General features: G+C 57.0%; 24 protein-coding genes. 11 read left to right on the top strand and 13 right to left on the bottom strand.

The window, feature by feature from the left end:
* Positions 1 to 4: 4 nt before the first annotated feature.
* The gene (locus IM273_RS09015; RefSeq protein WP_028014405.1) at positions 5 to 958 is read right to left on the bottom strand and encodes an ABC transporter permease; all 954 of its coding nucleotides are present in this window, start codon (positions 956 to 958) and stop codon (positions 5 to 7) included.
* 44 nt (positions 959 to 1,002) lie between these two features.
* The gene (locus IM273_RS09010) at positions 1,003 to 2,592 is read right to left on the bottom strand and encodes an ABC transporter substrate-binding protein (RefSeq protein WP_193050806.1); all 1,590 of its coding nucleotides are present in this window, start codon (positions 2,590 to 2,592) and stop codon (positions 1,003 to 1,005) included.
* A 245-nt stretch (positions 2,593 to 2,837) separates the two neighbouring features.
* On the opposite strand from IM273_RS09010, the gene yghU reads away from it, so the two are divergent.
* Together yghU and IM273_RS09000 are read left to right on the top strand one after the other, a co-directional pair.
* Entirely contained in the window at positions 2,838 to 3,704 is an 867-nt protein-coding gene (gene yghU, locus IM273_RS09005; RefSeq protein ID WP_028014407.1) for a glutathione-dependent disulfide-bond oxidoreductase, read from the top strand.
* A 158-nt stretch (positions 3,705 to 3,862) separates the two neighbouring features.
* Positions 3,863 to 4,195, top strand: coding sequence for a glycine zipper domain-containing protein (locus IM273_RS09000; RefSeq protein ID WP_041908148.1), 333 nt, complete (start codon positions 3,863 to 3,865; stop codon positions 4,193 to 4,195).
* Positions 4,196 to 4,244: 49 nt separating this feature from the next.
* On the opposite strand, the gene IM273_RS08995 is transcribed toward IM273_RS09000, so the two are convergent.
* Positions 4,245 to 5,792 (bottom strand): methyl-accepting chemotaxis protein, encoded by a 1,548-nt coding sequence (locus IM273_RS08995; protein WP_193050808.1) that lies wholly within the window; start codon positions 5,790 to 5,792, stop codon positions 4,245 to 4,247.
* Between the two features lie 220 nt (positions 5,793 to 6,012).
* On the opposite strand from IM273_RS08995, the gene IM273_RS08990 reads away from it, so the two are divergent.
* Positions 6,013 to 7,053: an aldo/keto reductase gene (locus IM273_RS08990; protein ID WP_193050810.1), complete on the top strand. Its 1,041-nt coding sequence runs from the start codon at positions 6,013 to 6,015 to the stop codon at positions 7,051 to 7,053.
* Between the two features lie 76 nt (positions 7,054 to 7,129).
* Here IM273_RS08990 and IM273_RS08985 read toward each other — a convergent pair whose 3' ends face one another.
* A complete protein-coding gene (locus IM273_RS08985) occupies positions 7,130 to 7,618 on the bottom strand; it encodes a TIGR00645 family protein (protein ID WP_003862473.1) in 489 nt (162 codons plus the stop codon).
* 81 nt (positions 7,619 to 7,699) lie between these two features.
* Entirely contained in the window at positions 7,700 to 8,203 is a 504-nt protein-coding gene (locus tag IM273_RS08980; protein ID WP_041908140.1) for an ESA_00282 family adhesion-associated protein, read from the bottom strand.
* Positions 8,204 to 8,306: 103 nt separating this feature from the next.
* Between IM273_RS08980 and IM273_RS08975 the strand changes: the two genes are divergently transcribed.
* Positions 8,307 to 8,711: a hypothetical protein gene (locus IM273_RS08975; protein WP_193050812.1), complete on the top strand. Its 405-nt coding sequence runs from the start codon at positions 8,307 to 8,309 to the stop codon at positions 8,709 to 8,711.
* Positions 8,707 to 9,171 carry a cytoplasmic protein gene (locus IM273_RS08970; RefSeq protein WP_370551841.1) on the top strand — a complete coding sequence of 155 codons (465 nt, stop codon included), beginning with the start codon at positions 8,707 to 8,709 and terminating at the stop codon, positions 9,169 to 9,171. Before IM273_RS08975 ends, IM273_RS08970 begins: the two co-directional genes overlap by 5 nt.
* A 42-nt stretch (positions 9,172 to 9,213) precedes the next feature.
* Here the strand turns inward: IM273_RS08970 and exbD are convergent, their stop codons facing one another.
* Positions 9,214 to 9,639 (bottom strand): TonB system transport protein ExbD, encoded by a 426-nt coding sequence (gene exbD / locus IM273_RS08965; RefSeq protein WP_032643392.1) that lies wholly within the window; start codon positions 9,637 to 9,639, stop codon positions 9,214 to 9,216.
* Between the two features lie 4 nt (positions 9,640 to 9,643).
* Positions 9,644 to 10,375, bottom strand: coding sequence for a tol-pal system-associated acyl-CoA thioesterase (gene exbB, locus IM273_RS08960; protein ID WP_028014417.1), 732 nt, complete (start codon positions 10,373 to 10,375; stop codon positions 9,644 to 9,646).
* A 251-nt stretch (positions 10,376 to 10,626) separates the two neighbouring features.
* Here exbB and metC point away from each other — a divergent pair, with 251 nt between their 5' ends.
* Both metC and yghB read left to right on the top strand, forming a co-directional pair.
* Positions 10,627 to 11,814: a cystathionine beta-lyase gene (gene metC / locus IM273_RS08955; RefSeq protein ID WP_193050816.1), complete on the top strand. Its 1,188-nt coding sequence runs from the start codon at positions 10,627 to 10,629 to the stop codon at positions 11,812 to 11,814.
* Positions 11,815 to 11,957: 143 nt separating this feature from the next.
* Positions 11,958 to 12,617 (top strand): DedA family general envelope maintenance protein YghB, encoded by a 660-nt coding sequence (gene yghB, locus IM273_RS08950; RefSeq protein WP_028014419.1) that lies wholly within the window; start codon positions 11,958 to 11,960, stop codon positions 12,615 to 12,617.
* Positions 12,618 to 12,662: 45 nt separating this feature from the next.
* Here the strand turns inward: yghB and IM273_RS08945 are convergent, their stop codons facing one another.
* Positions 12,663 to 13,562, bottom strand: a complete 900-nt coding sequence (locus IM273_RS08945) for an AraC family transcriptional regulator (protein WP_059358334.1) — start codon at positions 13,560 to 13,562, stop codon at positions 12,663 to 12,665.
* A gap of 195 nt (positions 13,563 to 13,757) precedes the next feature.
* On the opposite strand from IM273_RS08945, the gene yqhD reads away from it, so the two are divergent.
* Positions 13,758 to 14,921 carry an alcohol dehydrogenase gene (yqhD, locus tag IM273_RS08940; protein WP_041908132.1) on the top strand — a complete coding sequence of 388 codons (1,164 nt, stop codon included), beginning with the start codon at positions 13,758 to 13,760 and terminating at the stop codon, positions 14,919 to 14,921.
* A gap of 105 nt (positions 14,922 to 15,026) precedes the next feature.
* Entirely contained in the window at positions 15,027 to 15,854 is an 828-nt protein-coding gene (dkgA, locus tag IM273_RS08935; protein WP_021242117.1) for a 2,5-didehydrogluconate reductase DkgA, read from the top strand.
* Positions 15,855 to 15,927: 73 nt separating this feature from the next.
* Here dkgA and IM273_RS08930 read toward each other — a convergent pair whose 3' ends face one another.
* The 5 genes from IM273_RS08930 to IM273_RS08910 form a co-directional block, all read right to left on the bottom strand.
* A complete protein-coding gene (locus IM273_RS08930; protein WP_048959528.1) occupies positions 15,928 to 18,099 on the bottom strand; it encodes a YgiQ family radical SAM protein in 2,172 nt (723 codons plus the stop codon).
* 131 nt (positions 18,100 to 18,230) lie between these two features.
* The gene (gene ftsP / locus IM273_RS08925) at positions 18,231 to 19,643 is read right to left on the bottom strand and encodes a cell division protein FtsP (RefSeq protein WP_028014423.1); all 1,413 of its coding nucleotides are present in this window, start codon (positions 19,641 to 19,643) and stop codon (positions 18,231 to 18,233) included.
* 58 nt (positions 19,644 to 19,701) lie between these two features.
* Positions 19,702 to 20,439: a 1-acylglycerol-3-phosphate O-acyltransferase gene (gene plsC, locus IM273_RS08920; protein WP_028014424.1), complete on the bottom strand. Its 738-nt coding sequence runs from the start codon at positions 20,437 to 20,439 to the stop codon at positions 19,702 to 19,704.
* 163 nt (positions 20,440 to 20,602) lie between these two features.
* The gene (gene parC, locus IM273_RS08915) at positions 20,603 to 22,861 is read right to left on the bottom strand and encodes a DNA topoisomerase IV subunit A (RefSeq protein ID WP_193050817.1); all 2,259 of its coding nucleotides are present in this window, start codon (positions 22,859 to 22,861) and stop codon (positions 20,603 to 20,605) included.
* 118 nt (positions 22,862 to 22,979) lie between these two features.
* Positions 22,980 to 23,381, bottom strand: coding sequence for a YgiW/YdeI family stress tolerance OB fold protein (locus IM273_RS08910; protein WP_023309189.1), 402 nt, complete (start codon positions 23,379 to 23,381; stop codon positions 22,980 to 22,982).
* Between the two features lie 139 nt (positions 23,382 to 23,520).
* Between IM273_RS08910 and qseB the strand changes: the two genes are divergently transcribed.
* Positions 23,521 to 24,180, top strand: a complete 660-nt coding sequence (gene qseB / locus IM273_RS08905; protein ID WP_047364588.1) for a quorum sensing response regulator transcription factor QseB — start codon at positions 23,521 to 23,523, stop codon at positions 24,178 to 24,180.
* Entirely contained in the window at positions 24,177 to 25,514 is a 1,338-nt protein-coding gene (qseC, locus tag IM273_RS08900) for a quorum sensing histidine kinase QseC (protein WP_041908123.1), read from the top strand. Before qseB ends, qseC begins: the two co-directional genes overlap by 4 nt.
* Positions 25,515 to 25,619: the final 105 nt, after the last annotated feature.

Here is a 25,619-nt window from a genome sequence, read left to right as displayed (position 1 = left end):
CCGGTTACCTCAGCGTACGAATGCGGGGATCGGCGAAGCGATAAAGCACGTCGGCGATCAGGTTACCGACGATCAGCATTATCGACGAGAGCATGATGATCGCCATAATCAGCGGGTAGTCCAGCGAGGCGATCGACTGGATCCCGAGCAGCCCCATCCCCGGCCAGGAGAAGACGCTTTCCGTCACATAGGCCCCCACAATCAGCTCACCGAACGACAATCCGAACAGGGTGATCACCGGCAGCAGCACGTTTTTCAGCACGTGGCGGAACAGAATACTGGAACGCGTGGCGCCGTAGGCCAGCTGGGTCTGCACGTAGTCGGCCGAGAGCTGCGAGATGGTGTTGGAGCGGATGTAGCGTACGTAGCTGGAAAGATTATAAAACGTGAGAGCAATACACGGCAGCACGCCGTGGCGCAGCAGATCCAGCGCATTATCTTCCATGCCGATGGTGCGCATCCCCATGCTGGGGAACCAGTTAAGCTGCACGGCAAAAACGGTGATGAGCAAAATGCCGAACCAGAAAATCGGTACCGAGATGCCGATATAGGCAAACAGGTTCAACAGGTGATCCAGCCAGCGGTGCTTAAATGCCCCCGCCAGCAGCCCCAGCGGGATCGCCAGCACGATAGCCATCAGCAGCGACGCCCCCATCAGCCCCAGCGTGGCCGGAATGCGTTCGCCGATCATCTCCAGCACCGGGCGGTGGTAAATCAACGAATAGCCGAGATCGCCCTGCAGGACGCTTTTCAGCCACAAGACGTACTGCGTGACCAGCGGCTTATCCAGCCCCAGGCTCTGGCGAATTCGCTCAATATCTTCCGGCGCCATACGCGGCGTGATGTACGCGGCCACGGGGTCGCCGGGCGCGAGCTTGACCAGCAAAAACGCCACCAGCGAAATAAAGAAAAGCATCGGCAGCAGCTGCAGCAGCCGACGCGTGAGGAGTGTGTTCACGACGTGCCCTTAAAAGGCCCCGATCTTACGACCGGGGCAACAGCCTATTTTTGATAAATTTTTGACAGATCCTGGAACAGATAAACCGGCTTCGGCTCCGCTTCCTTCGTGCCGCCGAAGCGTTTATCCACGGCGACGGTCGCATTGGTGTAGGCGATCGGGTAGTAGGTCATCTCGTTCGCCACGGTCTGCTGAATTTGCTTGTAGATATCGGCACGTTTCGCGGCGTCGGTTTCCACGGCACCTTTATCCCACAGGGCATCAAACTGCGGATTTTTGTAGTGCGCGTAGTTATAGGCTTCGTTGCTCATGAATAGCGATTTGTAACCGTCCGGCTCTGCTCCCATAATGTAGCCGCCCAGGTTCAGTTCCCACGCGGTGTTGTTCATATCAAGACTGCGCTGAGACATGGCATTGGAGTCCAGCGGCATCAGCTCCACGTTCACCCCAATGCCCTTCAGCGCCTGCTGAATGTAGAGCGCCATGCTCTCCTGGGTTTTGTTGGTGTTCACATACGCCAGGCGTAGCTTGAGATTATCCGGCGCGCCGGACGTCTTCAGCAGGTCTTTGGCTTTTTGCAGATCGAATTTGTACTGTTCAATGTCATCCGTCTTGTAAAGCGTATCTGGCGTCAGGAACGAGGTTGCCGGTTTAGCGTAGTCCAGCGAGGTAAACGCGGTCTGGGTTAGCTCGTCTTTGTTGATGGCGTACGCGATGGCCTGACGCAGCGCTTTGCTCTTCATCACCGCCACGTTCTGGTTGAACGTCATATAGGCCAGACGGCCTTCCGGATAGACCACGAAGTCAAATTTCCCGGTATTTTTCAGGCGGTTCACATCCTGCGGGTCAACCATCTTGAGGTTGATTTCACCGTTTTGCAGCGCCAGGTTGGCGGCGTTGCTGTCTTTGGCGAAACGGTAGGTGACGGAATCGAGCTTCGGTTTGCCGTTCCAGTAATCGTCGAAGCGCGTAAGGGCGTAATACTGACCGGCGCGATACTCTTTAAATTTGAACGGCCCGGAACCGACCGGCGCATCGTTTTTGGTGCTCTTTTCCAGGTCGCCTTCACCGGCGAACACGTGCTGCGGGATCGGGTAGATCTGCACCAGGGTGCCGGTAAAGGCCGCGCTGACCTGCGGTAAGGTGAACTTAACGGTGCGCTCATCAACCTTGCTCACTTCAACAGGCTTGCCGCCGTAGGTAAACATGCTGCGGAAGAAGCTGTGCTGTTTGGCATCCAGCAGCTTATTGAAGGTGAAAACCACGTCGTCCGCCGTCAGCGGCTGGCCGTCCTGCCATTTTAGGTTGGGTTTTAGCGTCAGGGTATAGCTCAGGTTGTCGGCAGAAGGCGTCAGGCTTTCCGCCAGGCCCCACTCAATGTTGCCGTTATTAAAGCTGTACAGCGGGGCATAAAGCGCCTGCATGATGGTTAACGTTGTGCGGTCGCTGGCGTAGAGCGGATTAACGGCTAACGGGTCGCCGGAGGTAATCCCGATAATGAGCGAACCGCCCTCTTTTGGCGCGTCGCTTTTTGCCGCCGCGGCCGAATTTGTCTCTTTATTTTTCGCATCATCACAGCCCGCCAGGCCTAACGCGAGCGAAACGACCACTGCCGATAACAGAAGCTTGCGCATCTCACTAACTCCTTGCCTTATAAAGTGTTTATTACTGCATCTTTTATTTATGTTGAAGCATCATATTCAGCTTTAGCGGTTTACGCATTAATTATGAAAATGCGATTTTCGATTAAGCTTATGCCGGATTTGATATATATAAGCAGCAGAAGGAATAGCGGTTAATTGCTTGCGCTCACAACGTTAAACGCTTCACAAATCTCCTGCTACACTGCCTCAACACATCACTAAAAAGGCAGGCCAACATGTCAGACAACACGTATCAGCCACCAAAAGTATGGGAATGGAAAAAGAACGGCGGCGGCGCGTTCGCCAACATCAACCGTCCAATTTCCGGCGCAACGCATGAGAAGGATTTGCCCGTAGGCTCTCACCCGCTGCAGCTCTACTCGCTGGGCACACCGAACGGCCAGAAGGTGACGATCATGCTCGAAGAGCTGCTGGCGCTGGGCGTGACGGGCGCGGAATACGATGCGTGGTTGATCCGCATCGGCGAGGGCGACCAGTTCTCCAGCGGGTTTGTAGACGTGAACCCGAACTCGAAAATACCGGCGCTGCGTGACCACTCCACGAACCCGCCAACGCGCGTATTTGAATCCGGCAATATCCTGCTCTATCTGGCGGAGAAATTCGGCCACTTCCTGCCGAAAGATCCGGCGGGACGCACCGAGACGCTGAACTGGCTGTTTTGGCTCCAGGGCGCGGCACCGTTCCTCGGCGGCGGCTTTGGCCACTTCTACAACTATGCGCCGGTAAAAATCGAGTACGCGATTGACCGCTTCACCATGGAAGCTAAGCGCCTGTTCGACGTGCTGGATAAACAGCTGGCGCGCGGTCGCTACGTGGCAGGTGAGGAGTACACCATCGCGGATATGGCGATTTGGCCATGGTTCGGCTGCGTGGCGCTGGGCAGCGTGTACAACGCCGCCGAGTTCCTGGACGCGGAGAAGTACACTAACGTCCAGCGCTGGGCGAAGGACGTGGCGAACCGCCATGCGGTTAAGCGCGGTCGCATCGTTAACCGCACCAGCGGCGAGCTGAACGAGCAGCTCCACGAACGCCACGCGGCGAGCGACTTCGATACCAATACGGAAGACAAGCGTCAGGCGTAACGTTCCGCCGGGCGGCTCCCCGCCCGGCAGCCGCGATCCTTGCCCAGGGCATGATTAGCCTAAAGGTTGAGTGGCTATTGCTGGCACTATCTGGACGTTTTTCTCACCTCAGAATGAGAAACGCCGTATCAACTGACAGCAGTCACAAAGGATCTGTTATGAAACTTATTAAAACAACGCTGGTTATCAGCGCCCTCATTTTTTCCACCTCGGGAATGGCCATCGACAAAACCGCCGCCGGCGCGGTAGCAGGTGCTGCTATTGGCGCAGCCACGGGCAAAGATCTGAAATCAACCGTGGGCGGTGCCGTGGTTGGCGCAGGCACGGGTGCAATGTTCAAAAACGGCGAAAAAGGCAAAGACGCACGTAAGGGCGGTGCCGTGGGTGCCGTCGTTGGCGCGGGCGCGGCTGCGGTGACGGGCAATAGCGTGCTGAAAGGCGCGGCCGTGGGTGCCGGCACGGGCGCGCTGATTGGTGAAGCGACGCACTAACAGCATCGGGAAACGAAAGAAGTAAGGCCGCATCAGGCGGCCTGTTGTGTTATGCCGTCAGGCGGAACTTCTGCACCGAACGCTGAAGCTCTTCGGTCTGGCGTTCCAGCGCCGCGGCAGCCGCGGAAACCTCTTCGACCAGCGAGGCGTTCTGCTGGGTGACGCCGTCCATCTGCGTAATGGGAATCCCGACCTGCGAAATGCCCTTACTTTGCTCCTCAGAAGCCGACGCGATTTGCTTCATAATGGTCGTCACCTCCGTCACGTCGCGCAAAATCGCATCCATGGTGGTGCCGGTGTCGCTCACCAGCTGCGCACCCTGCTCGACGCGGGTCACGGAATCGGTAATCAGACCCTCAATTTCTTTTGCCGCATTGGCGCTTCGGCTTGCCAGGTTGCGGACTTCACCCGCCACTACGGCGAATCCACGCCCCTGCTCGCCCGCGCGCGCCGCTTCTACGGCCGCATTGAGCGCCAGAATATTGGTCTGGAAGGCAATGCTGTTGATGACGTTGGTGATTTCAGCAATTTTCTTCGAGCTTTCCGAAATACCGCTCATGGTGGTGACCACCTCTTCCACCAGCGAGCCGCCGCGGCTGGCGGTGGTTGAGGCCACATCGGCAAGCTGGCTGGCCTGACGCGCGCTTTCGGCGTTCAGCTTCACGGTAGCGGTCAGCTGTTCCATGCTGGCCGCTGTCTCTTCCAGCGCGGCAGCCTGCTCTTCGGTACGGGAAGAGAGATCGTTGTTGCCGCTGGAGATCTCCGTCGCGCCGCGCCAGATATTCTCACTGCCGGAGCGAATGGTGCTGACCGCTTCACGCAGGCTGTCCTGCATGGCGCTCAGCAGCGGCACCAGCTGTCCCACGCAGTTGCGGCCGAAAGGCGCAATGGGCTGGCTGAGATCGCCCTGGGCAATCTGGCGAAACTGCTGGCGAATACGCTCCAGCGGTTTGACCAGCATCGCCACCAGGTAGCGGTCGGTAAAGAGTAGGATCAGCAGGCCGATAATGGTGGCGACGATAATAACCGTGCGGGTCATGCTGGTCAGGCCGTCGACCACCATGCGGGTGCTGTCGAGCGTCTTCGCGGCGGCATTATTGAACTTCTCGGCAGCGGCACCGAACGCACGGCTCAGCGGCGGCGTAACGTTGTTGGCCTGCTGGCGGTAGCCGTCCAGGGTCGCCTGCTTCGCCTGCTCCATTTGCGGCGTCACGCCCTGTTCAAGCAGCGCCTGCCAGGCACCGATCACCTGCGCAGAGACCTGCTCATCCATTGGGCCAGGCGAGATCGCCTTCATTTCGGCCAGTTTCTTACCCATGTTGTCCAGCGCCTGTTGGGCAGAGGACAAATCCGGCGTGCCGCCAGCGGCTTTGACCTCCATGGCGCGGCTCAGACGAGTGACAAAGCGGAAATACTGATCGTTGCCCTGGCTGAGCACCATCATCTGTTTGACCAGCTGGCGATCGACTTCATTGCCGTCTGATACCCGTGACAGGGACCAGGTGCTGTACAGCCCGACGCCCGCCCACATTAAACAAAAAATCCCGAGGATCGTCAGCATGACGAAACGGATCGTGAAATTACGGAGCATATTCATAAGTCTTCCTTGCCGTGAGGGTGAATTCGCCCAGAGGCGAGTGCTACTCTCGTTATCGGCAGGGTGCAGGGAAATTATAACCTTTTGTGATTATTTTTAGTTAGCGTGGCTTCACAGGTCGCACAGCCACCGTTAACCCTTATCTTCGCACGACATGATGTGATAAGTTCAGAATGAAAACGACGTTTCAAAAAAATCATCTATAAGAAAAGGAGACATCATGTCCTGGTACCCTGACGCTACCCGCTACGAGAATATGCAGTACCGCTACTGTGGCAAGAGCGGCCTGCGCCTGCCCGCGCTGTCGCTGGGCCTGTGGCATAGCTTCGGCCACGTTCAGCCCCTTGATTCCCAGCGCGCGCTGCTGCGTAAAGCCTTCGACCTCGGGATTACCCATTTCGATCTTGCCAACAACTACGGCCCGCCTGCGGGAAGCGCGGAAGAGAACTTTGGCCGCCTGCTGCGTGAGGACTTTGCCCGGTATCGCGACGAGCTGATTATCTCCACTAAAGCCGGTTACGACATGTGGCCAGGCCCGTACGGTTCAGGCGGCTCACGCAAGTATCTGCTCGCCAGCCTCGACCAGAGCCTGAAACGTATGGGCGTCGAATACGTGGATATTTTCTATTCCCACCGCGTGGATGAAAATACGCCAATGGAAGAGACGGCCTCCGCGCTGGCTCATGCTGTTCAGAGTGGGAAAGCGCTGTACGTGGGCATTTCCTCCTACTCTACCGAGCGCACACAAAAAATGGCCGCGCTGCTGCACGAGTGGAAGATCCCGCTGCTGATCCACCAGCCGTCCTATAACCTGCTTAACCGCTGGGTCGATAAGACCGGCTTGCTGGATACGCTGGAAGCAAACGGCACGGGGTGTATTGCCTTTACCCCGCTGGCGCAGGGTCTGCTGACCGGAAAATACCTGAACGGTATTCCGGAAGGTTCTCGCATGCAGCGCGAGGGGAACAAAGTGCGCGGCCTGACGCAGAAAATGCTGACGGAAGCTAACCTGAACAGTCTTCGTCTGCTTAATGAGATGGCGCAGGCGCGCGGGCAGACGATGGCGCAGATGGCGTTGAGCTGGCTGCTGAAAGATGCTCGCGTGACGTCAGTGCTGATTGGCGCGAGCCGCCCGGAACAGCTGGAGGAGAACGTTCAGGCGCTGGGTAATCTGCGCTTTACGGAAGATGAACTGACGCAGATTGACCAGCACGTGGCGGACGGGGAACTGAATTTGTGGCAGGCGTCGTCGGATAAATAGTGTGGTTCGTTGCTTTCTCCCCTCACCCTAAGCCTCTCCCGGCGGAAGGGTTAGGGTGAGGGGAGAAATGTGTACCTTATTTCTTACTGATCTTATCCAGATACCCCATCACAAACGCCGACAGCACAAACGTCAGGTGGATAATCACATACCACATCAGCTTATTATCCGGGACGTTTTTCGCGTCCATAAACACGCGTAACAGGTGGATAGAGGAGATTGCCACTATAGATGCCGCAACTTTATTCTTCAGCGACGAGGCGTCCATTTTCCCCAGCCAGCTGAGCTTTTCTTTATGCTCGGCGATATCAAGCTGAGAGACGAAGTTCTCATAACCGGAGAACATCACCATCACCAGTAAGCCGCCCACCAGCGTCATATCCACCAGCGACAGCAGAACCAGAATTAAATCAGCTTCCGCCACGGAGAAAATGTTAGGCAATACGTGGAAAATCTCCTGGAAGAACTTGATCGTCAGGGCGACCAGCGCCAGGGAAAGACCGAAATAGACGGGTGCGAGCAGCCAGCGAGAGGCATACATTGCGTTTTCAAAGAAGCGTTCCATAAAATCCTGTCTGCAAACGAAACCAGCGCTCAGTATATCTCAACGGCGCTGACTGTTTGCAAGAACTAACCAGTACGCCACTCAGACGTCGTCCGGGTTAACCTCAGGACGCGCATACTCCGGCCAGACCAGCACCACCAGCTCCGGGTAGGCTTCCAGGCTAAACTCGCGAAAACACTGGCGAAGGTTTAATACGTCCAGGTCTGAATACGAGACCTTCTCACCGTTAAGACAGCGCTTTTTGATGTTGTCGTAATATTTATAAACCGCTGAATTCAGATCGCTACAGCGACGCTGCGCCTCAAACAGACCGGGCGTGTCATTAATTTCCGACATTTTCATGCGCTTAATTGTCGCGTGTAAGAAGTCGATATATTCATGATTCACCCGCCAGTACCAGACAGGCGTAACGGAGTTCATCAAAACAGAGAAATGATCTTCTCCTTCCTCTTTTGTCATCAGTTCAGGTTGTGGCGGTTCACTGGTGTCTTTCGACACTTTCGTTTTATTGAACTCCTGCATCAATAAAAGCACACCAGCGGTCAGTAATAGTAATGTGATGACCGTAAAAAAGATGCTGTTCATGGGTTGGCTCCATTTTTTTTGATTTTAAAATTGCCTCATGATATTGTCAACGAATCTCACGCCTTTACCAACCCCACCCTGTTGAAATTAAAGGAAATTAAAAATGCTGCCCGACTATCTCGTCCCGGCTAAGTACCACATTACGCCTGTGGAACAGCAACCGACGGAAGAAGAAAAAAAGGCCAGTTTCACTCAGGGGAAAAGAAAGCTCTCTGATTTCGAGCCTGATATATTAATTGGCGTTTCTCACACTGGCAAATCCCGTAATATGCTGCTGGAAGAGCACGATCGCCATATAAAAGACCGCTTATTTCGCGCTATAAAAATTGAAGCCTTCGTCCACCTGCTGAATGACCTGCAGGCAGAAGGCGAAATAGATGCCCAAAAACTAAGTAAAATAATGGCTGAAAAAACGAAAGAAATAAATGAGGCCGGCAATGAAATTTGGCTTAATCTAATTACGCGAGAAACAAACAACCCTATTTTTTATACCCTGGGGGAAGATTAACGTGAAAGAAGTTAAAGTTAAAGACAATAACGTTTATTTGACTTTAGATGATAAAAAAAGTGATGAATTTATCTTAAAGCAAAATATTGAGGCGCTAAGAAATGCAAAAAATGCCGAGATGACGCGTATTACACAAGACCTGGTATCGATCCCGGCAACGCTGGTGCGTCTGAAATGGCAGAATCGCCGCGAGATTTATCCGTTACAGGTCAAAGAAGAAATTTACGGCGCCGTGATGAACGCCATCATCGAACAGCTTCCAGAACTGAAAGAGAAACTGCTGGGACGTCTTGAGGCCAACTACCAGTATCTGCTTGCCAGAGAAATCGCCACCCTGCGCCTGACGCGCAAACTGTCAGCCGGTGAGTACCGTACGTCAAACGTCACCTGCGTTGCGCTCGATGAGGACGCGCTGACCACCCCCCCCTCTACCGCACCGACGGACAACAAAAACGCATAAACCAACAGGCATAAAAAAAGCCGGCTTTCGCCAGCTTCTTTATCACTTCGAGGCCGCTTTCTCTTCCCCGACCAGCCCAATCTTCAGATAACCCGCCTGATGCAGCGTGTCCATTACCTTCATCATGGTTTCGTAGTCGACGGTTTTGTCCGCCCGGAAGAAGACGGTGGTGTCTTTCTTGCCGCCGGTCAGCTGGTCCAGCGCCGGAATAACGGAGGCATCCGTCACAGGGTCGTTCCCCAGGAACATGGATTTATCCGCTTTCACCGACAAATAAATTGGCTTTTCCGGACGCGGCTGCGGCTGGCTGGAGGAGGCAGGAAGATTCACCTTCACGTCCACCGTCGCCAGGGGGGCTGCCACCATGAAGATAATCAGCAGCACCAGCATGACGTCGATAAACGGCGTCACGTTGATTTCGTGCATTTCGCCGTTATCGTCCAGATTTTCGTTTAGACGCATTGCCATACAATCAACCTACGCGCAGTTTAGACGCCGCATGCACCGGCTTCACGGCGCTGGCATTCAGGTCGAGATCGCGGCTTTGCAGCAGCAGAACCTGAGCGGCAACGTCGCCGAGCGTGGCTTTGTAGTTGCCGATCATACGCGCGAAAATGTTGTAGATAACCACCGCCGGAATTGCCGCAACCAGACCGATTGCCGTCGCCAGCAGCGCTTCCGCGATACCCGGGGCCACTACCGCCAGGTTGGTGGTTTGGGTCTGAGCAATGCCGATAAAGCTGTTCATGATGCCCCAGACCGTACCGAAAAGACCGATGAACGGTGAAATCGCGCCGATGGTCGCCAGATACCCATTGCCGCGTCCCATGTGTCGGCCAACGGCCGCCACGCGACGCTCCAGACGGAAACCGGTACGCTCTTTAATACCTTCGTTATCTTCACTGCCGGCGGAGAGTTCCAGCTCGTTCTGAGCTTCATTCACTAACAGGGTGGTCAGGCTTTTCGGGTGGAAGGATGAGGTCATCTCAGAAGCCTGATCCAGAGAGCGGGCTTCTGCCAGCTGCTGCTGTTCCCGCTTGAGGCGACGCTTCTGCGAAAGCAGCTCGGCGCTTTTGCTGAAGAAGATAGCCCAGGTGACAACGGACGCCAGAATCAGGCCGATCATCACAATCTTAACCACGATGTCAGCATGATGATACATGCCCCAAACGGAGAGATCCGTCTGCATCAAATTATTACCCACTCTGTATCTCCAGGACGCAAATCACAAAATCTGAACGTAATAATATCAAAAAGCCGTCGAATTGATAGTCGTTCTCATTAGTATTTACATGGTGCCGTAATTTTCGCTCAGTTTCCTTGCGCTTACGCAGTAAAAATTTCTTATGCGCTTTTTTGCTACTATTTTCTGCTTATTCGATAAGCATGCGGGTGCAGTTTTTTACAATCGTGGTAGTCTGGACGTCCAGACGTATAAAAACAGGGTTACCGAACATGACGAAGAAGCATCTTGATACCACGCTGGTGCAGGCGGGACGCAGCAAGAAATACACTCAGGGATCGGTCAACAGCGTGATTCAACGCGCCTCCTCGCTGGTGTTTGATACCGTTGAGGAGAAAAAAATCGCCACGCGTAACCGCGCGAAAGGTGGGCTGTTCTACGGTCGCCGCGGCACGCTAACCCATTTTTCGCTGCAGGAAGCGATGTGCGAGCTGGAGGGGGGCGCGGGCTGCGCACTGTTCCCGTGCGGTGCGGCGGCGGTTGCCAACACCATTCTGGCGTTTGTGGAACAGGGCGACCATATCCTGATGACCAACACCGCCTATGAACCCAGCCAGGATTTCTGCACCAAAATTCTCAGCAAGCTCGGCGTGACCACCAGCTGGTTTGACCCGCTGATTGGTGAAGGCATTGCTGAACTTATCCAGCCAAACACGCGCATTGTGTTCCTGGAATCTCCCGGCTCCATCACCATGGAAGTGCACGACGTTCCGGCTATCGTGAAGGCGGTGCGCAGCAAAGCGCCAGAGGCGATTATCATGATCGACAACACCTGGGCGGCAGGCGTGCTGTTTAAGGCGCTGGAATTCGATATTGATATCTCGATTCAGGCGGCAACGAAATACCTGATTGGACACTCTGACGGGATGATTGGCACCGCGGTTTCCAACGCGCGCTGCTGGGACCAGCTGCGGGAAAATGCCTACCTGATGGGCCAGATGGTGGATGCAGACACGGCATACATGACCAGCCGGGGCATTCGTACGCTCGGCGTGCGCCTGCGTCAGCATCATGAAAGTAGCCTGAAAATCGCTGAATGGCTGGCGCAGCATCCGCAGGTTGAGCGCGTGAACCATCCGGCGCTGCCGGGTTGTAAAGGCCATGAGTTCTGGCAACGTGACTTTACGGGCAGCAGCGGGCTGTTCTCGTTTGTGCTTAAAAAACGGCTGAGTCATGACGAGCTGGCCAGCTATCTGGATAATTTTACCCTCTTCAGCATGGCCTACTCCTGGGGCGGTTTTGAATCTCTGATCCTGCCGAATCAGCCGGAGCAGATCGCGGCCCTGCGCCCCGGTGGTGAAGTGGACTTCAGCGGCACCCTCATTAGATTGCATATCGGTTTAGAAAATGTGGACGATTTAATTGCGGATTTATCTGCAGGCTTTGAACGTATCGTGTAGAGTGCGGGCTGAAAATGTACTCCCCGGACGCATTTGTGAACACTGCAAGCAGAAAAGTCTGCATGAGTTGCGCCTGCGATCAATCCCGACAGGTGAAATTGGGAGTACAATAGCGTTATCTCTGCTGTTCCACAGGAAAGTCCATGGCTGTTATTCAAGATATTATCGCGGCGCTCTGGCAACATGATTTTGCCGCCCTGGCGGATCCCCACGTTGTAGGCGTCGTCTATTTCGTGATGTTCGCGACGCTGTTTCTGGAAAATGGATTACTGCCAGCCTCGTTTTTACCCGGTGACAGTTTGCTTTTGCTTGCCGGGGCGTTGATCGGCAAAGGCGTCATGGACTTTACGCCAACGATGGTTATCCTTACCTCCGCCGCGAGCCTGGGCTGCTGGCTGAGCTATCTGCAGGGCCGCTGGCTGGGGAACACGCGCGTGGTGAAGGGCTGGCTGGCGCAGTTGCCGCATAAATACCACCAGCGTGCGACCTGCATGTTTGACCGCCACGGCCTGCTGGCGCTGCTCGCCGGGCGTTTCCTGGCGTTTGTGCGCACCCTTCTGCCCACCATGGCGGGTATTTCCGGGCTGTCTAACCGCCGCTTCCAGTTCTTCAACTGGCTGAGCGCCCTGCTGTGGGTTGGCGTGGTAACCACCCTCGGCTACGCGCTGAACATGATCCCCTTTGTGAAGCACCATGAAGATCAGGTGATGACCTTCCTGATGATCCTGCCGATATTCCTGCTGGTTGCTGGGCTGGTGGGTACCATTGCGGTGGTGATTAAGAAAAAGTATTGCAGTGCATAAACAAAAGCCGGGTGGCGCTACCGCTTTCCCGGCCTACGTTTCCCCTCAGGCGCCCTGCATCGTTCTTATACGTGACGCATCTTCTCCCGGCGTGACGCCGAAATAGCGCTTAAACTCCCGACTGAACTGCGACGCACTTTCGTAGCCGACGCGCATGGCCGCCGCGCTGGCCTTCATGCCGTCGTGGATCATCAACATCCGTGCCTTATGCAAACGGTAGGTTTTGAGGTACTGCAGCGGCGAGGTGCTGGTCACCGACTTAAAGTTGTGGTGAAACGCCGAAACGCTCATGTTCGCTTCCGCCGCCAGCTGGTCAACGCTGAGGTTCTCCGTGTACTGGCTTTCAATACGCTTGAGCACGCGGCTGATCAGGCTGAAGTGGGTCTGTCGGCTCACCAGCGCAAGTAACGCCCCGCCGCCCGGCCCCAGCAGCACGTGATAAAGAATTTCGCGGATAATCTGCTTGCCGAGGATACGCGCGTCCAGCGGCCTTTCCATGACGTCCAGCAGGCGCTCAATGGCGCAGAGGATCTCTTCCGACAGCGTCGCCGAGTTAATCCCGCTGGAGGCCATCGACGGCTGGAAAAGCTCGTCTTCGCCAATCTCCATCAGCAGCTCCTGCAGCTGAAGAATATCGACGTTGACGCGAATACCCGCCAGCGGGACCGCCTCTGTCGCGAAGGTTTCACATTCGAAGGGTAAAGGTACCGTCAGGAGCAGATATTCATTGGTGTCGTAGCGGAACACCCGCTCATTGATATAGCCAATCTTATGGCCCGAAAAGAGAAAAACGATGCCCGGCTGGTACATCACCGGCGTGCGCGTCCCGGGCTGCGTGCCGTAGAGCAGGCGAATATCCGGCAGCAGATCGTAAACATTATTTTGCTTATCTATCATGCGTTTAATCTGCGAGGTAAGCTGAAGGCAGATCGCTTCACGGTTCATTTTACGTTACTCCGGGTACGGTTTCCGACCCTCACAGTCTGCGCATTTTTACGAAGTTTCTCCAGCGTTCTGTAGAAATGGGCAAGACATCGGCAGGAATGTGCATTGAGAGCCTGGCCCCGGACGGCCACAATGAGCAGCATCAGGTAGCCGTCAGCGCCACCACGGTTTTTCACCCACTAAAGGGAACGAGCAATGAACAACTTTAATCTTCACACCCCAACCCGCATTCTGTTTGGTAAAGACGCTATCGCCGACCTGCGCGCGCAGATCCCTGCTGACGCCCGCGTGCTGATCACTTACGGTGGCGGCAGCGTGAAAAAAACCGGCGTGCTGGATCAAGTTTACAGCGCTCTGGACGGACTGGACGTGCGTGAGTTCGGCGGCATTGAGCCAAACCCGTCTTACGAAACGCTGATGAACGCGGTGAAAATCGCCCGCGAAGAAAACATCACCTTCCTGCTGGCGGTCGGCGGCGGCTCCGTGCTGGACGGCACTAAATTCATCGCGGCGGCAGCGCACTACGCTGATGGCATCGATCCGTGGCACATCCTGGAAACCCGCGGCAGCGACATTAAAAGCGCGATCCCGATGGGCTCCGTGCTGACCCTGCCAGCGACGGGTTCTGAATCCAACAAGGGCGCGGTGATCTCCCGCAAAACCACCGGCGACAAGCAGGCCTTTATGAACGAACACGTTCAGCCTGTCTTTGCCATTCTGGATCCGGTTTACACCTACACCCTGCCCGCGCGTCAGGTGGCGAACGGCGTGGTCGATGCCTTTGTACACACCGTCGAGCAGTACGTGACCTACCCTGTTAATGCCAAAATTCAGGATCGCTTCGCGGAAGGCATTCTGCTGACGCTGATTGAAGACGGCCCGAAAGCGCTGAAAGAGCCGGAAAACTACGACGTGCGTGCCAACGTCATGTGGGCCGCGACGCAGGCGCTGAACGGCCTGATCGGCGCTGGCGTGCCTCAGGACTGGGCAACCCATATGCTGGGCCACGAGCTGACGGCGATGCACGGCCTGGACCACGCCCAGACGCTGGCCGTTGTGCTGCCTGCGCTGTGGAACGAAAAACGGGATACCAAGCGTGCCAAGCTGCTGCAGTACGCCGAGCGCGTGTGGAACATCACCGAGGGTTCTGACGATGCGCGTATTGATGCCGCCATTGCAGCGACCCGTAACTTCTTTGAAAGCCTGGGCGTGCCAACGCGTCTGTCCGGCTACGGTCTGGATGGCAGCTCCATCCCTGCCCTGCTGGCAAAACTTGAAGAGCACGGCATGACCCAACTGGGCGAGCACGGCGACATTACGCTGGACGTCAGCCGTCGGATCTACGAAGCGGCACGCTAAGCGTTTTTGGCATCCTGACTTTCGTTTTTTGACATTTCGTCCAGACTTAATGCACACCCCATCGCCGGAGTCCCCCTCCGGCGATGCGCACCTGAAGGAGGAAAAATGGCAAACCAAACCGTAATCAAGCTGCAGGACGGCAACGTGATGCCCCAGCTGGGGCTAGGTGTATGGAAAGCCGGTAACGACGAGGTCGTCTCCGCCATTCATAAAGCACTCGAAGTCGGCTATCGGTCGATTGATACCGCCGCCGCGTACAAAAACGAGGACGGCGTGGGGACCGCGCTGGCCAGCGCCGGCGTCCCCCGCGATGAGCTGTTCATCACCACTAAACTGTGGAACGACGATCAAAAGCGCCCCCGCGAAGCATTGCAGGAGAGCCTGGAGAAACTCCAGCTTGATTTCGTCGATCTGTACCTGATGCACTGGCCGGTTCCGGCCATCGACCATTACGTTGACGCCTGGAAAGGGATGATTGAACTGCAGAAAGAGGGGCTGGTGAAAAGCATCGGCGTCTGTAACTTCCAGGTGCATCACCTGCAGCGCCTGATTGACGAAACGGGCGTCGCTCCGGTGATTAACCAGATCGAGCTGCACCCGCTGCTGCAGCAGCGCCAGCTTCACGCCTGGAACGCCACCCACAAGATCCAGACCGAGTCCTGGAGCCCGCTGGCGCAGGGCGGTGAAGGCGTGTTCGACCAGAAAATTATCCGCGACCTGGCGGATAAATACGGCAAAACCCCGGCGCAGATCGTCATTCGCTGGCATCTGGACAACGGCCTGGTGGTGATCCCGAAATCGGTCACGCCGTCGCGCATTGCCGAGAACTTCGACGTCTGGGATTTCCGACTGGACAAAGACGAGCTGGGTGAAATTGCGAAGCTGGATAAAGGTAAGCGGCTTGGGCCGGACCCGGATCAGTTTGGCGGTTAATCGCGTTAAAACGCCGGGTGGCGGCTTCGCCTTACCCGACCTACAAAAAACCCCGGCAAGCCGGGGTTTTCTTTTACGCTTTACGCTTCACAGGTTTCTTCACACTGGAATTACCGTTCGAACGCTGATGCACAATCGGCGTATGTTTGGTCAGCGCCGGGCGCGTATTGCGGTTCTGGCGACGCGCTTCGCGCATCTCATCCAGCGTAGGAGCCGGAACCAGGCAGTCGCGGCGCGAGCCAATGAGGTGTTTTTTACCCATCTCTTCCAGCGCCTGGCGGATCAGCGGCCAGTTTTTCGGGTCGTGGTAACGCAGCAGCGCCTTATGCAGACGACGCTGTTTATCCCCTTTCGGCACCACCACCTCTTCACTCTTGTAGCCAATCTTACTCAGCGGGTTTTTGCCGGTGTAATACATGGTCGTCGAGTTGGCGAGTGGTGAAGGATAGAAGTTCTGCACCTGATCCAGACGGAAGCGACGCTGCTTCAGCCACAGCGCCAGGTTCACCATGTCTTCATCGCGCGTGCCAGGGTGCGCGGAGATGAAGTACGGGATCAGATACTGCTCTTTGCCCGCCTGCTTCGAGTAGGTGTCGAACAGCTGCTTAAAGCGATCGTAGCTGCCCATGCCCGGCTTCATCATCTTCGACAGCGGGCCTTCTTCGGTGTGCTCCGGCGCAATCTTCAGATAACCGCCGACGTGGTGCGTCGCCAGCTCTTTGATATAGCGCGGATCTTCCACGGCGATGTCGTAACGCACCCCGGAGGCGATGAGGATCTTTTTGATGCCCTTCAGGTCGCGCGCGCGGCGGTAGAGGTTGATCGTCGGCTCGTGGTTAGTATCCATGTGCTCGCAAATGCTCGGGTAGACGCAGGAGAGACGACGGCAGGTCTGCTCCGCGCGCGGCGACTTGCAGCGCAGCATATACATGTTCGCGGTTGGGCCGCCGAGATCGGAGATCACGCCGGTAAAGCCCGGCACCGTGTCGCGAATGGCTTCGATCTCATTGATGATCGAATCCTCAGAGCGGCTCTGGATAATACGGCCTTCGTGTTCGGTAATGGAGCAGAAGGAGCAGCCGCCGAAGCAGCCGCGCATGATGTTGATCGAGAAGCGGATCATCTCATACGCCGGGATACGGGCGTTGCCGTACGCCGGGTGTGGCACGCGCTTGTACGGCAGCGCAAAGACGCTATCCATCTCTTCGGTGGAGAGCGGGATCGCCGGCGGGTTGATCCAGATGAAGCGCTCGCCGTGCTTCTGCATTAGCGCGCGGGCGCAGCCCGGGTTGGTTTCATGGTGCAGAATACGGGACGCGTGCGCGTAGAGCACCTTGTCGGCTTTCACCTTCTCGTAGGACGGAAGCAGCACGTAGGTCTTTTCCCACGGCTTCGGGCGCGGCGGCTGCACAACGATAGCCTTCGCTTCCGCTTTCTTCGGCTCAACCGGCTTGTTATCGGCACACGGCAGATCTTCACCGTACGGGTGCGGGATCGGGTCGATTTTGCCCGGCATATCAATAATGCGTGAATCCACTCCGCTCCAGCCCGGCAGCGCCTCTTTCACCATGATCGCAGTATTGCGCACGTCGCGGATGCTGCTCACCGGCTCGCCCTGCGACAGACGGTGCGCCACTTCCACCAGCGGACGCTCGCCGTTACCGTAAATCAGCATGTCGGCCTTGGAGTCCACCAGCACCGAGCGGCGCACGGTATCTGACCAGTAGTCGTAGTGCGCGGTGCGGCGCAGGCTCGCCTCGATGCCGCCGAGGATCACCGGCACGTCTTTCCAGGCTTCTTTGCAGCGCTGGGTATAAACCAGGGTCGCGCGGTCCGGACGTTTGCCCGCCACGTTATCCGGCGTGTAGGCATCGTCATGGCGCAGCTTACGGTCGGCGGTATAGCGGTTGATCATCGAGTCCATGTTGCCGGCGGTCACGCCGAAGAACAGGTTTGGTTTTCCCAGACGCATGAAGTCGTCTTTGCTGTTCCAGTCAGGCTGGGAGATGATCCCCACGCGGAAGCCCTGCGCTTCGAGCATACGGCCACAGATGGCCATGCCGAAGCTCGGGTGGTCAACGTAGGCATCGCCCGTGACCAGAATGATGTCGCAGCTGTCCCAGCCCAGTTGGTCCATCTCTTCCCGGGACATCGGCAGGAACGGCGCCGGTCCAAAGCAGGCCGCCCAGTACTGGGGCCAGGAGAAGAGGTCACGATCCGGCTGGATCAGGGAAATTGCGCTCATAGTGCTTCCGAAGAAAAAATAGACAAAAGGGCGGGGATTATACGCTGGAACATTGTGGGAAATGAAGGGGTATTATGCGGGCTGTTGCCCTCACCCCAACCCTCTCCCACAGGGAGAGGGAGAAAAGCACGTTACGGCGCCGGATTCACCAGCATCTGCCCCACGGAACCCCTGTCCATCATCTCCAGCGTCTGGCTGTGGAACAGGAACGGGAAGTGCGGCCACGAAGGCTGACCGTAGTAGACGAGCAGTTCAACCTGGCCGTCCACCCACACGGTATCTTTCCAGCCGCGATCTTCCGGGAACGGCATCGCGCCATTAACGTTGCGGATCAGGAATGACACACCTTCAATATGGAACGACTGCGGCATGTCTGACCGGACCGTCCAGCGCTCCCACGTTCCCTGCTGAGCGGTGATATCAATGCGATTTACATCCCACAGCGCGCCGTTAATGCCCGGATCGTCGCCCAGGCTGATATCACGGCTGCGCACCGGCGAGCCGCTCATGATCTCCTGCGGCAGCAGGCGCATCGGCAGGCTATCGGTGACCAGCGGCAGCAGGCCGGTTGGACGCAGAGTAAGCACCAGCGTGGAGACCAGAATGCTCGACGGCTCAAAGAACCCGCGAATACGGTCAACGATGCTCGCGGCTTCACCACAGGTGACGGAGACTTCGTCCCCGTTGGTCATATCCACCAGAATTTCACGACGTTCACCCGGCGCCAGCGCCAGCTGTTTAACGGAGACCGGCGCGGGTAAAAAGCCCTGGTCACCGGAGATCACGTGCAGCGGGCGGCCATCGCTCATCTGCAGCTGATAGCGACGCGAGTTAGAGGCGTTGAGCAGGCGCAGGCGCACCCAGCCGCGGGACACTTCCACGTACGGGCTCTGCGCGCCGTTAACCAGCAAGGTATCGCCGACAAAGCCACCGCTGCCCGGCTCGCTGTACTCCGGCGTACCGAAGTTATCCAGACGTTTGTCCTGAATAATGACCGGGAAATCGTCCACGCCGTAGTGGTTCGGGATCGGCAGAGATTTACTGACCTCATCTTCCACCAGCCACATGCCGGCCAGACCGTTATAGACCTGCTGCGCCGTACGGTTAGGGGTATTGGCGTGATACCACAGGGTTGCCGCGCTCTGGCGAATCGGCAGGACGGGCGCCCAGTCGGCGTTGGGGGACATCATTCGCGCCGCGCCGCCAATCAAAGGGCCAGGAACCTGTAAGCCGCTGATGGTCATGGCGACATTTTCCGCCGTACGGTTGCTGTAAATGAGCTTAACGTCATCGCCGTTCCACACCCGGATGGTCGGCCCGAGGTAGCGCCCGTTAATGCCCCACACCGGCGCGCGCGTGCCCTGGGTAAAGGACCAGTGGCTGCGCTGAAGCGTAAGGAAAAGCGGCTGCCCGCGACGGGATTCAATCAACGGCGGAATGGGCAGCGGCTGCTGCTGCCCGGCGGCGCTGGCTGTCAGCGGCATCGCACCCGCACAAAGGGCAATCCCCGAAGCCTGAATAAACTGACGCCGACTGAGTGACATATAAGCTCCATCTGAAACGACTAACAACGCGGGAATTCTTTTTCCCTTTAACGCCGAATTAAACTTTACCGGCGGCTTCTCTTTCTGCGACTTCTTTATCCAGCAGCGCAATATGCTGAGCCATTAGCTCGCGGCAGTGTGCTGCCAGTTCGCGCACCTGGTCTTTACCGTATTTGCTGGTATCGACGGGTGGCAGCATTTCGACAATCACCAGACCATTATTCAGGCGGTTAAGATTAATCTTATTAGAAGTATTGGAAACGCACACGGGAATAATTGGAACACCTGCCGCAATTGCGGCATGAAACGCGCCGGTTTTAAACGGCAGCAGGCCGCGCCCGCGGCTACGCGTCCCTTCCGGGAACATCCAGATTGAGATCCGGCGCTTTTTAAAATGATTCACCACTTCTGCAATCGTGCCGTGCGCTTTTGCACGGTTGTTACGGTCGATCAGCAGGTTACCGGTCAGCCAGTACAGCTGGCCAAAAAACGGGATCCACAGCAGGCTTTTTTTCCCCACCGTCACGGTCGGAGGCAGAACAATATTGGAGGCCGTCACCATATCGTAGTTGTTCTGATGGTTGGCGATATAGATGGCGTTACCGAAGTTCTCCGCTCCTTCAGGCAGGCGTTTTTCAACCTTCAGACCAAACAGCGGCGCAAGGCGACCGAACATATGGCCAAAGGTGGCAACATGCTTCGGATTACGCGGGCTGAACAGGCAGTAAATAGAGCCGAAAATACAGACCAGAATGCAGTAAATAACGGTAAGAATGAGACGAACAATGTATAGCATAGCGACCTCTGAAGCCCTGACAGCTGACAATTATACTTCACCTGTGGCCAGGTAAGGACTTTATTACGAGCGCGTATTGTTAATCGCAACGCACGAATTAACAACGATTTTACGGGAAATTTTATTGAAATACCCCCTCCGGACAGAGGGGGGTGTCATGACATTACTCTTCGCTGTCGCCCGCGCTGCTGCGCGCAGGCGAATCAATCTCCACGCGGTCGATACGCTGCAGGCCGCGCATCAGCGAACCGCGGCGACCGCGCTCGCCCACCACTTTCTGCAGCTCTTCCGGGCGAAGCTTGATTTTACGCTTGCCGACGTGGATGGTCAGCGTGCTCTGCGGCGGCAGCAGGAAGAGGTGCGCCAGGCCATCTTCACCTTTCGCGGCTTCCGCCGACGGGATGTTGATGATCTTGTTGCCCTTACCTTTCGACAGCTCCGGCAGGTCGCTGACCGGGAACATCAGCATGCGTCCGGCAGAGGTGATCGCCAGCAGCATGTCGCTCTCGTTCTCAATCACCAGCGGCGTCATCACGCGGGCATTGTCCGGCAGGCTGATCAGCGCTTTACCGGCACGGTTACGCGACACGAGGTCGTTAAAGGTACAGATAAAGCCGTAGCCCGCATCGGACGCCATCAGCAGCTTCTGGTCGTCGGCCTCCATCAGCATGTGGTCAACCGTTGCGCCCGGCGGCAGCGTCAGCTTACCGGTGAGCGGTTCGCCCTGGCCGCGCGCGGAAGGTAGCGTGATCGGGTCGATAGCGTAGCTGCGGCCCGTGGAGTCGATAAACGCCACCGGCTGGTTGCTCTTGCCTTTCACCGCCGCTTTAAAGCTATCGCCCGCTTTATAGCTCAGACCCGGCGCGTCGATATCGTGGCCTTTGGCGCTGCGCACCCAGCCGCTCTGCGACAGTACAATGGTCACCGGCTCGGACGGCTGCATGTCGTGCTCGTTCATCGCCTTCGCTTCTTCGCGCTCGTGCAGCGGAGAACGACGGTCGTCGCCGAAGGCATCGGCATCCGCCTGCAGCTCTTTCTTCAGCAGGGTGTTCATCTTGCGTTCGGAGGCGAGGATCGCCTGCAGCTGATCGCGCTCTTTTTCCAGCTCGCTTTGCTCGCCGCGGATCTTCATCTCTTCCAGCTTAGCGAGATGGCGCAGCTTCAGTTCGAGGATCGCTTCGGCCTGGGTTTCGCTGATGCCGAAGCGCGACATCAGCGCAGGCTTCGGCTCGTCCTCGGTACGGATGATCTCAATCACTTCATCGATATTGAGGAACGCCACCAGCAAACCTTCGAGGATATGCAGGCGCTTAAGCACTTTCTCCAGACGATGGTTCAGACGACGGCGCACCGTATCGCGGCGGAACGTCAGCCACTCGCTGAGGATCTCCAGCAGGTTTTTCACCGCCGGACGACCGTCGAGGCCAATCATATTCAGGTTGATGCGGTAGCTTTTTTCCAGATCGGTAGTGGCGAACAGGTGGTTCATCACCTGCTCCATGTCCACGCGGTTAGAGCGCGGCACGATCACCAGACGAGTCGGGTTCTCGTGGTCGGATTCGTCGCGCAGATCGTCCACCATCGGCAGCTTTTTATTGCGCATCTGGGCGGCGATCTGCTCCAGCACCTTCGCACCGGACACCTGGTGCGGCAGCGCGGTGATCACCACGGCGCCGTCCTCTTTATTCCACACCGCGCGCATGCGCACGGAACCGCGACCGTTCTGGTAGATTTTGCGGATTTCTGCACGCGAGGTGATGATCTCGGCTTCGGTCGGGTAATCCGGCCCCTGCACGATATCCAGCAGCTCCTCCAGCGAGGTTTTTGGCTGCTCGATCAGGGTGATGGCGGCTTTCGCCACTTCACGCAGGTTGTGCGGCGGAATGTCCGTCGCCATGCCCACGGCGATACCGGTGGTGCCGTTCAGCAGGATGTTCGGCAGACGCGCAGGCAGCATCTTCGGCTCCTGCAGCGTACCGTCGAAGTTTGGCACCCAGTCAACGGTTCCCTGACCCAGCTCGCCCAGCAGCACTTCGGCGTATTTGGACAGGCGGGATTCGGTATAACGCATCGCTGCGAAGGATTTCGGATCGTCCGGCGCACCCCAGTTCCCCTGCCCGTCCACCAGCGGATATCGGTAAGAGAACGGCTGGGCCATCAGCACCATCGCTTCATAGCAGGCGCTGTCGCCGTGCGGATGGTATTTACCCAGTACGTCACCGACGGTACGGGCGGATTTCTTGAACTTGGCGGTGGCGTTCAGCCCCAGTTCGGACATCGCATAGACGATGCGGCGCTGAACGGGCTTCAGGCCATCCCCGATAAACGGCAACGCCCTGTCCATGATGACGTACATGGAGTAGTTCAGGTAGGCGTTTTCCGTGAATTCATGTAGCGCGAGGCGCTCTGCCATATCGCTCATTACGTGTGATTCCTCAACTCAGAAACCGAAGGGTTTCAGGCAATATTGCCGCAGATACTACCTCATCTGACGAATTGAGTCACAAAGAAAAAGGGCCGCATAAGCGGCCCTTTTCGGGTTATTTGTTCAGCTTGATAACCTGCTTCACGTCGATTTCAAACTCGTTCCAGTCTTTGTCGACTTTACCCTGCAGCTCTACTTTATCCTGCGGGGTGACGGTCACGCCGTTCCAGCGCTTGTGGTCAATCTCAACCACCACCGTGCCGGACTCGTCGCGGAAGGTGTAGCGGTCATCGGACAGGCGCTCGGTAATGTTCCCGCGCAGCTTCACCCAGGCATCGTCCTTCAGATCTTTCACTTTAGCCGCGGTGGTGAGGTTGGCGTTGTTATCGACAAAACCGCCCTGCTGGGTTTGCGTCTGGGTCTGTGTCGCAGATGGGCCAGTAAAACCGCCCTGTGCAGCAAAGACCGGCGCGGTGGTCATCATCATGATGGCAGCAATTGCAGCGAATTTTTTCATCTTCATCTCTCCCTTTAATGTCGTTTCGCAGTCCATTAAACAGGGTAAACCTTAACAACTTCTTAAGGGGAAAATTTATTTATTTTTACTGTACAGCAGGCGCTTGCAGAGGGTTTACTGACGGCATCAAGGAGGGAACATGCGCATTTTACTGGTAGAAGACGACAGGTTAATCGGCGATGGCATCAAAGCAGGCTTAAGCAAACTGGGCTTTAGCGTGGACTGGTTTACCGACGGGAAAACCGGGCAGGCCGCGCTTGCCTCTGCGCCCTATGATGCCGTGGTGCTTGACCTGACCCTACCGGGAATTGACGGTCTGGAGATCCTGCGCGCCTGGCGCGAAAGCGGGCGCAGCGAGCCGGTACTGATCCTGACCGCGCGGGATGCGCTGAACCAGCGCGTTGAAGGGCTGCGCCTCGGTGCGGACGATTATCTCTGTAAGCCGTTCGCGCTGATAGAAGTGGCCGCCCGTCTGGAAGCGCTGGTGCGCCGCAGCCACGGTCAGACCCGCAGCGAGCTGCGTCACGGCAAGGTGACGCTCGATCCGGCAAGCCTCGTCGCCACGCTGGAGGGCGAAACGCTGACGCTTAAACCGAAAGAGTTCGCCCTGCTGGAGCTGCTGATGCGCAACGCGGGCCGGGTGCTGCCGCGCAAGCTGATCGAGGAAAAGCTTTATACCTGGGACGATGACGTCTCCAGCAACGCCGTCGAAGTCCATGTCCATCATTTACGCCGCAAGCTCGGGAGCGAGTTTATCCGCACCGTGCACGGCATCGGCTACACCCTGGGTGACGCATGAAGCTGAGCCTGAAGCTGCGCCTGACGCTCCTCTTTTTAGCGCTGTCTCTGACGGCCTGGTTTGCCGCCAGCCTGGTGGCGTGGCAGCAGACCACCCACAAGCTCGATAAGCTGTTCGACACCCAGCAGATGCTGTTTGCCAAACGGCTGCTGACTATGGATCTGGACGAGATCCGCGCGCCGGAGCGCATGCGCGAGGTGCCGAAAAAGGCCAAACACGGGCATCTGGACGATGACGCGCTGGCCTTCGCTATTTACGCTTCAGACGGCACGATGATCCTTAACGACGGCGAAAACGGGCGCGATATCCCGTATCACTATCGTCGTGACGGCTTTGATGACGGACGGCTTCAGGATGACAACGATGAATGGCGCTTTTTATGGCTGACGTCGCCAGACGGAAAATACCGTGTCGTTGTCGGCCAGGAGTGGGAGTACCGGCAGGATATGGCGCTGGACGTGGTCAGCTCGCAGCTGACGCCGTGGCTGGTGGCGCTGCCGGTGATGCTGCTGTTGCTTATTGTCCTGCTGAGCCGGGAGCTGAAGCCCCTTAAAAAGCTGGCCCAGACCCTGCGTTCCCGCTCGCCGGACGCCACCGACGCCCTGCCCACTCAGGGCGTGCCGGCGGAAGTGCGCCCCCTGCTCGACTCGCTGAACCATCTTTTTACCCGTACCCAGGAGATGATGACCCGCGAGCGCCGCTTTACCTCCGACGCCGCCCACGAGCTGCGCAGCCCGCTGGCGGCGCTGAAGGTGCAAACCGACGTGGCGCAGCTTTCTCAGGACGATCCGCAGGCGCAGGAAAAAGCGCTGGCGCAGCTGCACGCGGGTATCGACCGCGCCTCCCGGCTGGTGGATCAGCTCCTCACCCTGTCGCGCCTGGACTCGCTGGACAGCCTGGACGGCGTAGAACAGATAGCGATGGCCGACCTGCTGCAGTCTGCGGTAATGGATATTTATCCTTCTGCACAGCAGGCGGGTATTGATATACGCCTGCACATCAACGCGCCGGAGGTGACCCGCACGGGTCAGCAGCTGCTTCTGAGCCTGCTGGCGCGTAACCTGCTGGATAACGCCACCCGCTACAGCCCGCGCGGCAGCGTGGTAGACGTGACGCTGAACACCCGTAGCGTTACCGTGCGCGACAATGGCCCGGGCATTTCGCCCGATGCGCTGGCGCGTCTCGGCGAGCGCTTTTATCGTCCACCGGGTCAGGACGCCACGGGCAGCGGGCTGGGGCTATCCATTGTGAAACGCATTGCCGCGCTGCACGGCATGCGCGTCTCGCTGGGCAATGCGCCAGAAGGCGGCTTTGAAGTGAAGGTTAACTGGTAAGGGATTATTGCATTTAGCGCAAAAGACTTTGCACATTTTGCTTATTTTTCCGCTCCGTCCTCGCGCGTAGAATACCCGGCATACTCTCATCACCGAGGACAAATA

This window comes from Enterobacter cloacae complex sp. P13B (assembly GCF_014895915.1).
In the GTDB taxonomy this organism is placed as follows: Bacteria; Pseudomonadota; Gammaproteobacteria; order Enterobacterales; family Enterobacteriaceae; genus Enterobacter; species Enterobacter bugandensis.
This window is presented reverse-complemented; position numbering and strand designations above follow the sequence as displayed.

What these genes read in the sequence shown, in the direction of transcription:
- IM273_RS09010 (WP_193050806.1), bottom strand. Translation starts at nt 2,592, where the DNA reads ATGCGCAAGCTTCTGTTATCGGCAGTGGTCGTTTCGCTCGCGTTAGGC.
- yghU (WP_028014407.1), top strand. Translation starts at nt 2,838, where the DNA reads ATGTCAGACAACACGTATCAGCCACCAAAAGTATGGGAATGGAAAAAG.
- IM273_RS09000 (WP_041908148.1), top strand. Translation starts at nt 3,863, where the DNA reads ATGAAACTTATTAAAACAACGCTGGTTATCAGCGCCCTCATTTTTTCC.
- IM273_RS08995 (WP_193050808.1), bottom strand. Translation starts at nt 5,792, where the DNA reads ATGAATATGCTCCGTAATTTCACGATCCGTTTCGTCATGCTGACGATC.
- IM273_RS08990 (WP_193050810.1), top strand. Translation starts at nt 6,013, where the DNA reads ATGTCCTGGTACCCTGACGCTACCCGCTACGAGAATATGCAGTACCGC.
- IM273_RS08985 (WP_003862473.1), bottom strand. Translation starts at nt 7,618, where the DNA reads ATGGAACGCTTCTTTGAAAACGCAATGTATGCCTCTCGCTGGCTGCTC.
- IM273_RS08980 (WP_041908140.1), bottom strand. Translation starts at nt 8,203, where the DNA reads ATGAACAGCATCTTTTTTACGGTCATCACATTACTATTACTGACCGCT.
- IM273_RS08975 (WP_193050812.1), top strand. Translation starts at nt 8,307, where the DNA reads ATGCTGCCCGACTATCTCGTCCCGGCTAAGTACCACATTACGCCTGTG.
- exbD (WP_032643392.1), bottom strand. Translation starts at nt 9,639, where the DNA reads ATGGCAATGCGTCTAAACGAAAATCTGGACGATAACGGCGAAATGCAC.
- metC (WP_193050816.1), top strand. Translation starts at nt 10,627, where the DNA reads ATGACGAAGAAGCATCTTGATACCACGCTGGTGCAGGCGGGACGCAGC.
- yghB (WP_028014419.1), top strand. Translation starts at nt 11,958, where the DNA reads ATGGCTGTTATTCAAGATATTATCGCGGCGCTCTGGCAACATGATTTT.
- IM273_RS08945 (WP_059358334.1), bottom strand. Translation starts at nt 13,562, where the DNA reads ATGAACCGTGAAGCGATCTGCCTTCAGCTTACCTCGCAGATTAAACGC.
- yqhD (WP_041908132.1), top strand. Translation starts at nt 13,758, where the DNA reads ATGAACAACTTTAATCTTCACACCCCAACCCGCATTCTGTTTGGTAAA.
- dkgA (WP_021242117.1), top strand. Translation starts at nt 15,027, where the DNA reads ATGGCAAACCAAACCGTAATCAAGCTGCAGGACGGCAACGTGATGCCC.
- IM273_RS08930 (WP_048959528.1), bottom strand. Translation starts at nt 18,099, where the DNA reads ATGAGCGCAATTTCCCTGATCCAGCCGGATCGTGACCTCTTCTCCTGG.
- ftsP (WP_028014423.1), bottom strand. Translation starts at nt 19,643, where the DNA reads ATGTCACTCAGTCGGCGTCAGTTTATTCAGGCTTCGGGGATTGCCCTT.
- plsC (WP_028014424.1), bottom strand. Translation starts at nt 20,439, where the DNA reads ATGCTATACATTGTTCGTCTCATTCTTACCGTTATTTACTGCATTCTG.
- parC (WP_193050817.1), bottom strand. Translation starts at nt 22,861, where the DNA reads ATGAGCGATATGGCAGAGCGCCTCGCGCTACATGAATTCACGGAAAAC.
- IM273_RS08910 (WP_023309189.1), bottom strand. Translation starts at nt 23,381, where the DNA reads ATGAAAAAATTCGCTGCAATTGCTGCCATCATGATGATGACCACCGCG.
- qseB (WP_047364588.1), top strand. Translation starts at nt 23,521, where the DNA reads ATGCGCATTTTACTGGTAGAAGACGACAGGTTAATCGGCGATGGCATC.
- qseC (WP_041908123.1), top strand. Translation starts at nt 24,177, where the DNA reads ATGAAGCTGAGCCTGAAGCTGCGCCTGACGCTCCTCTTTTTAGCGCTG.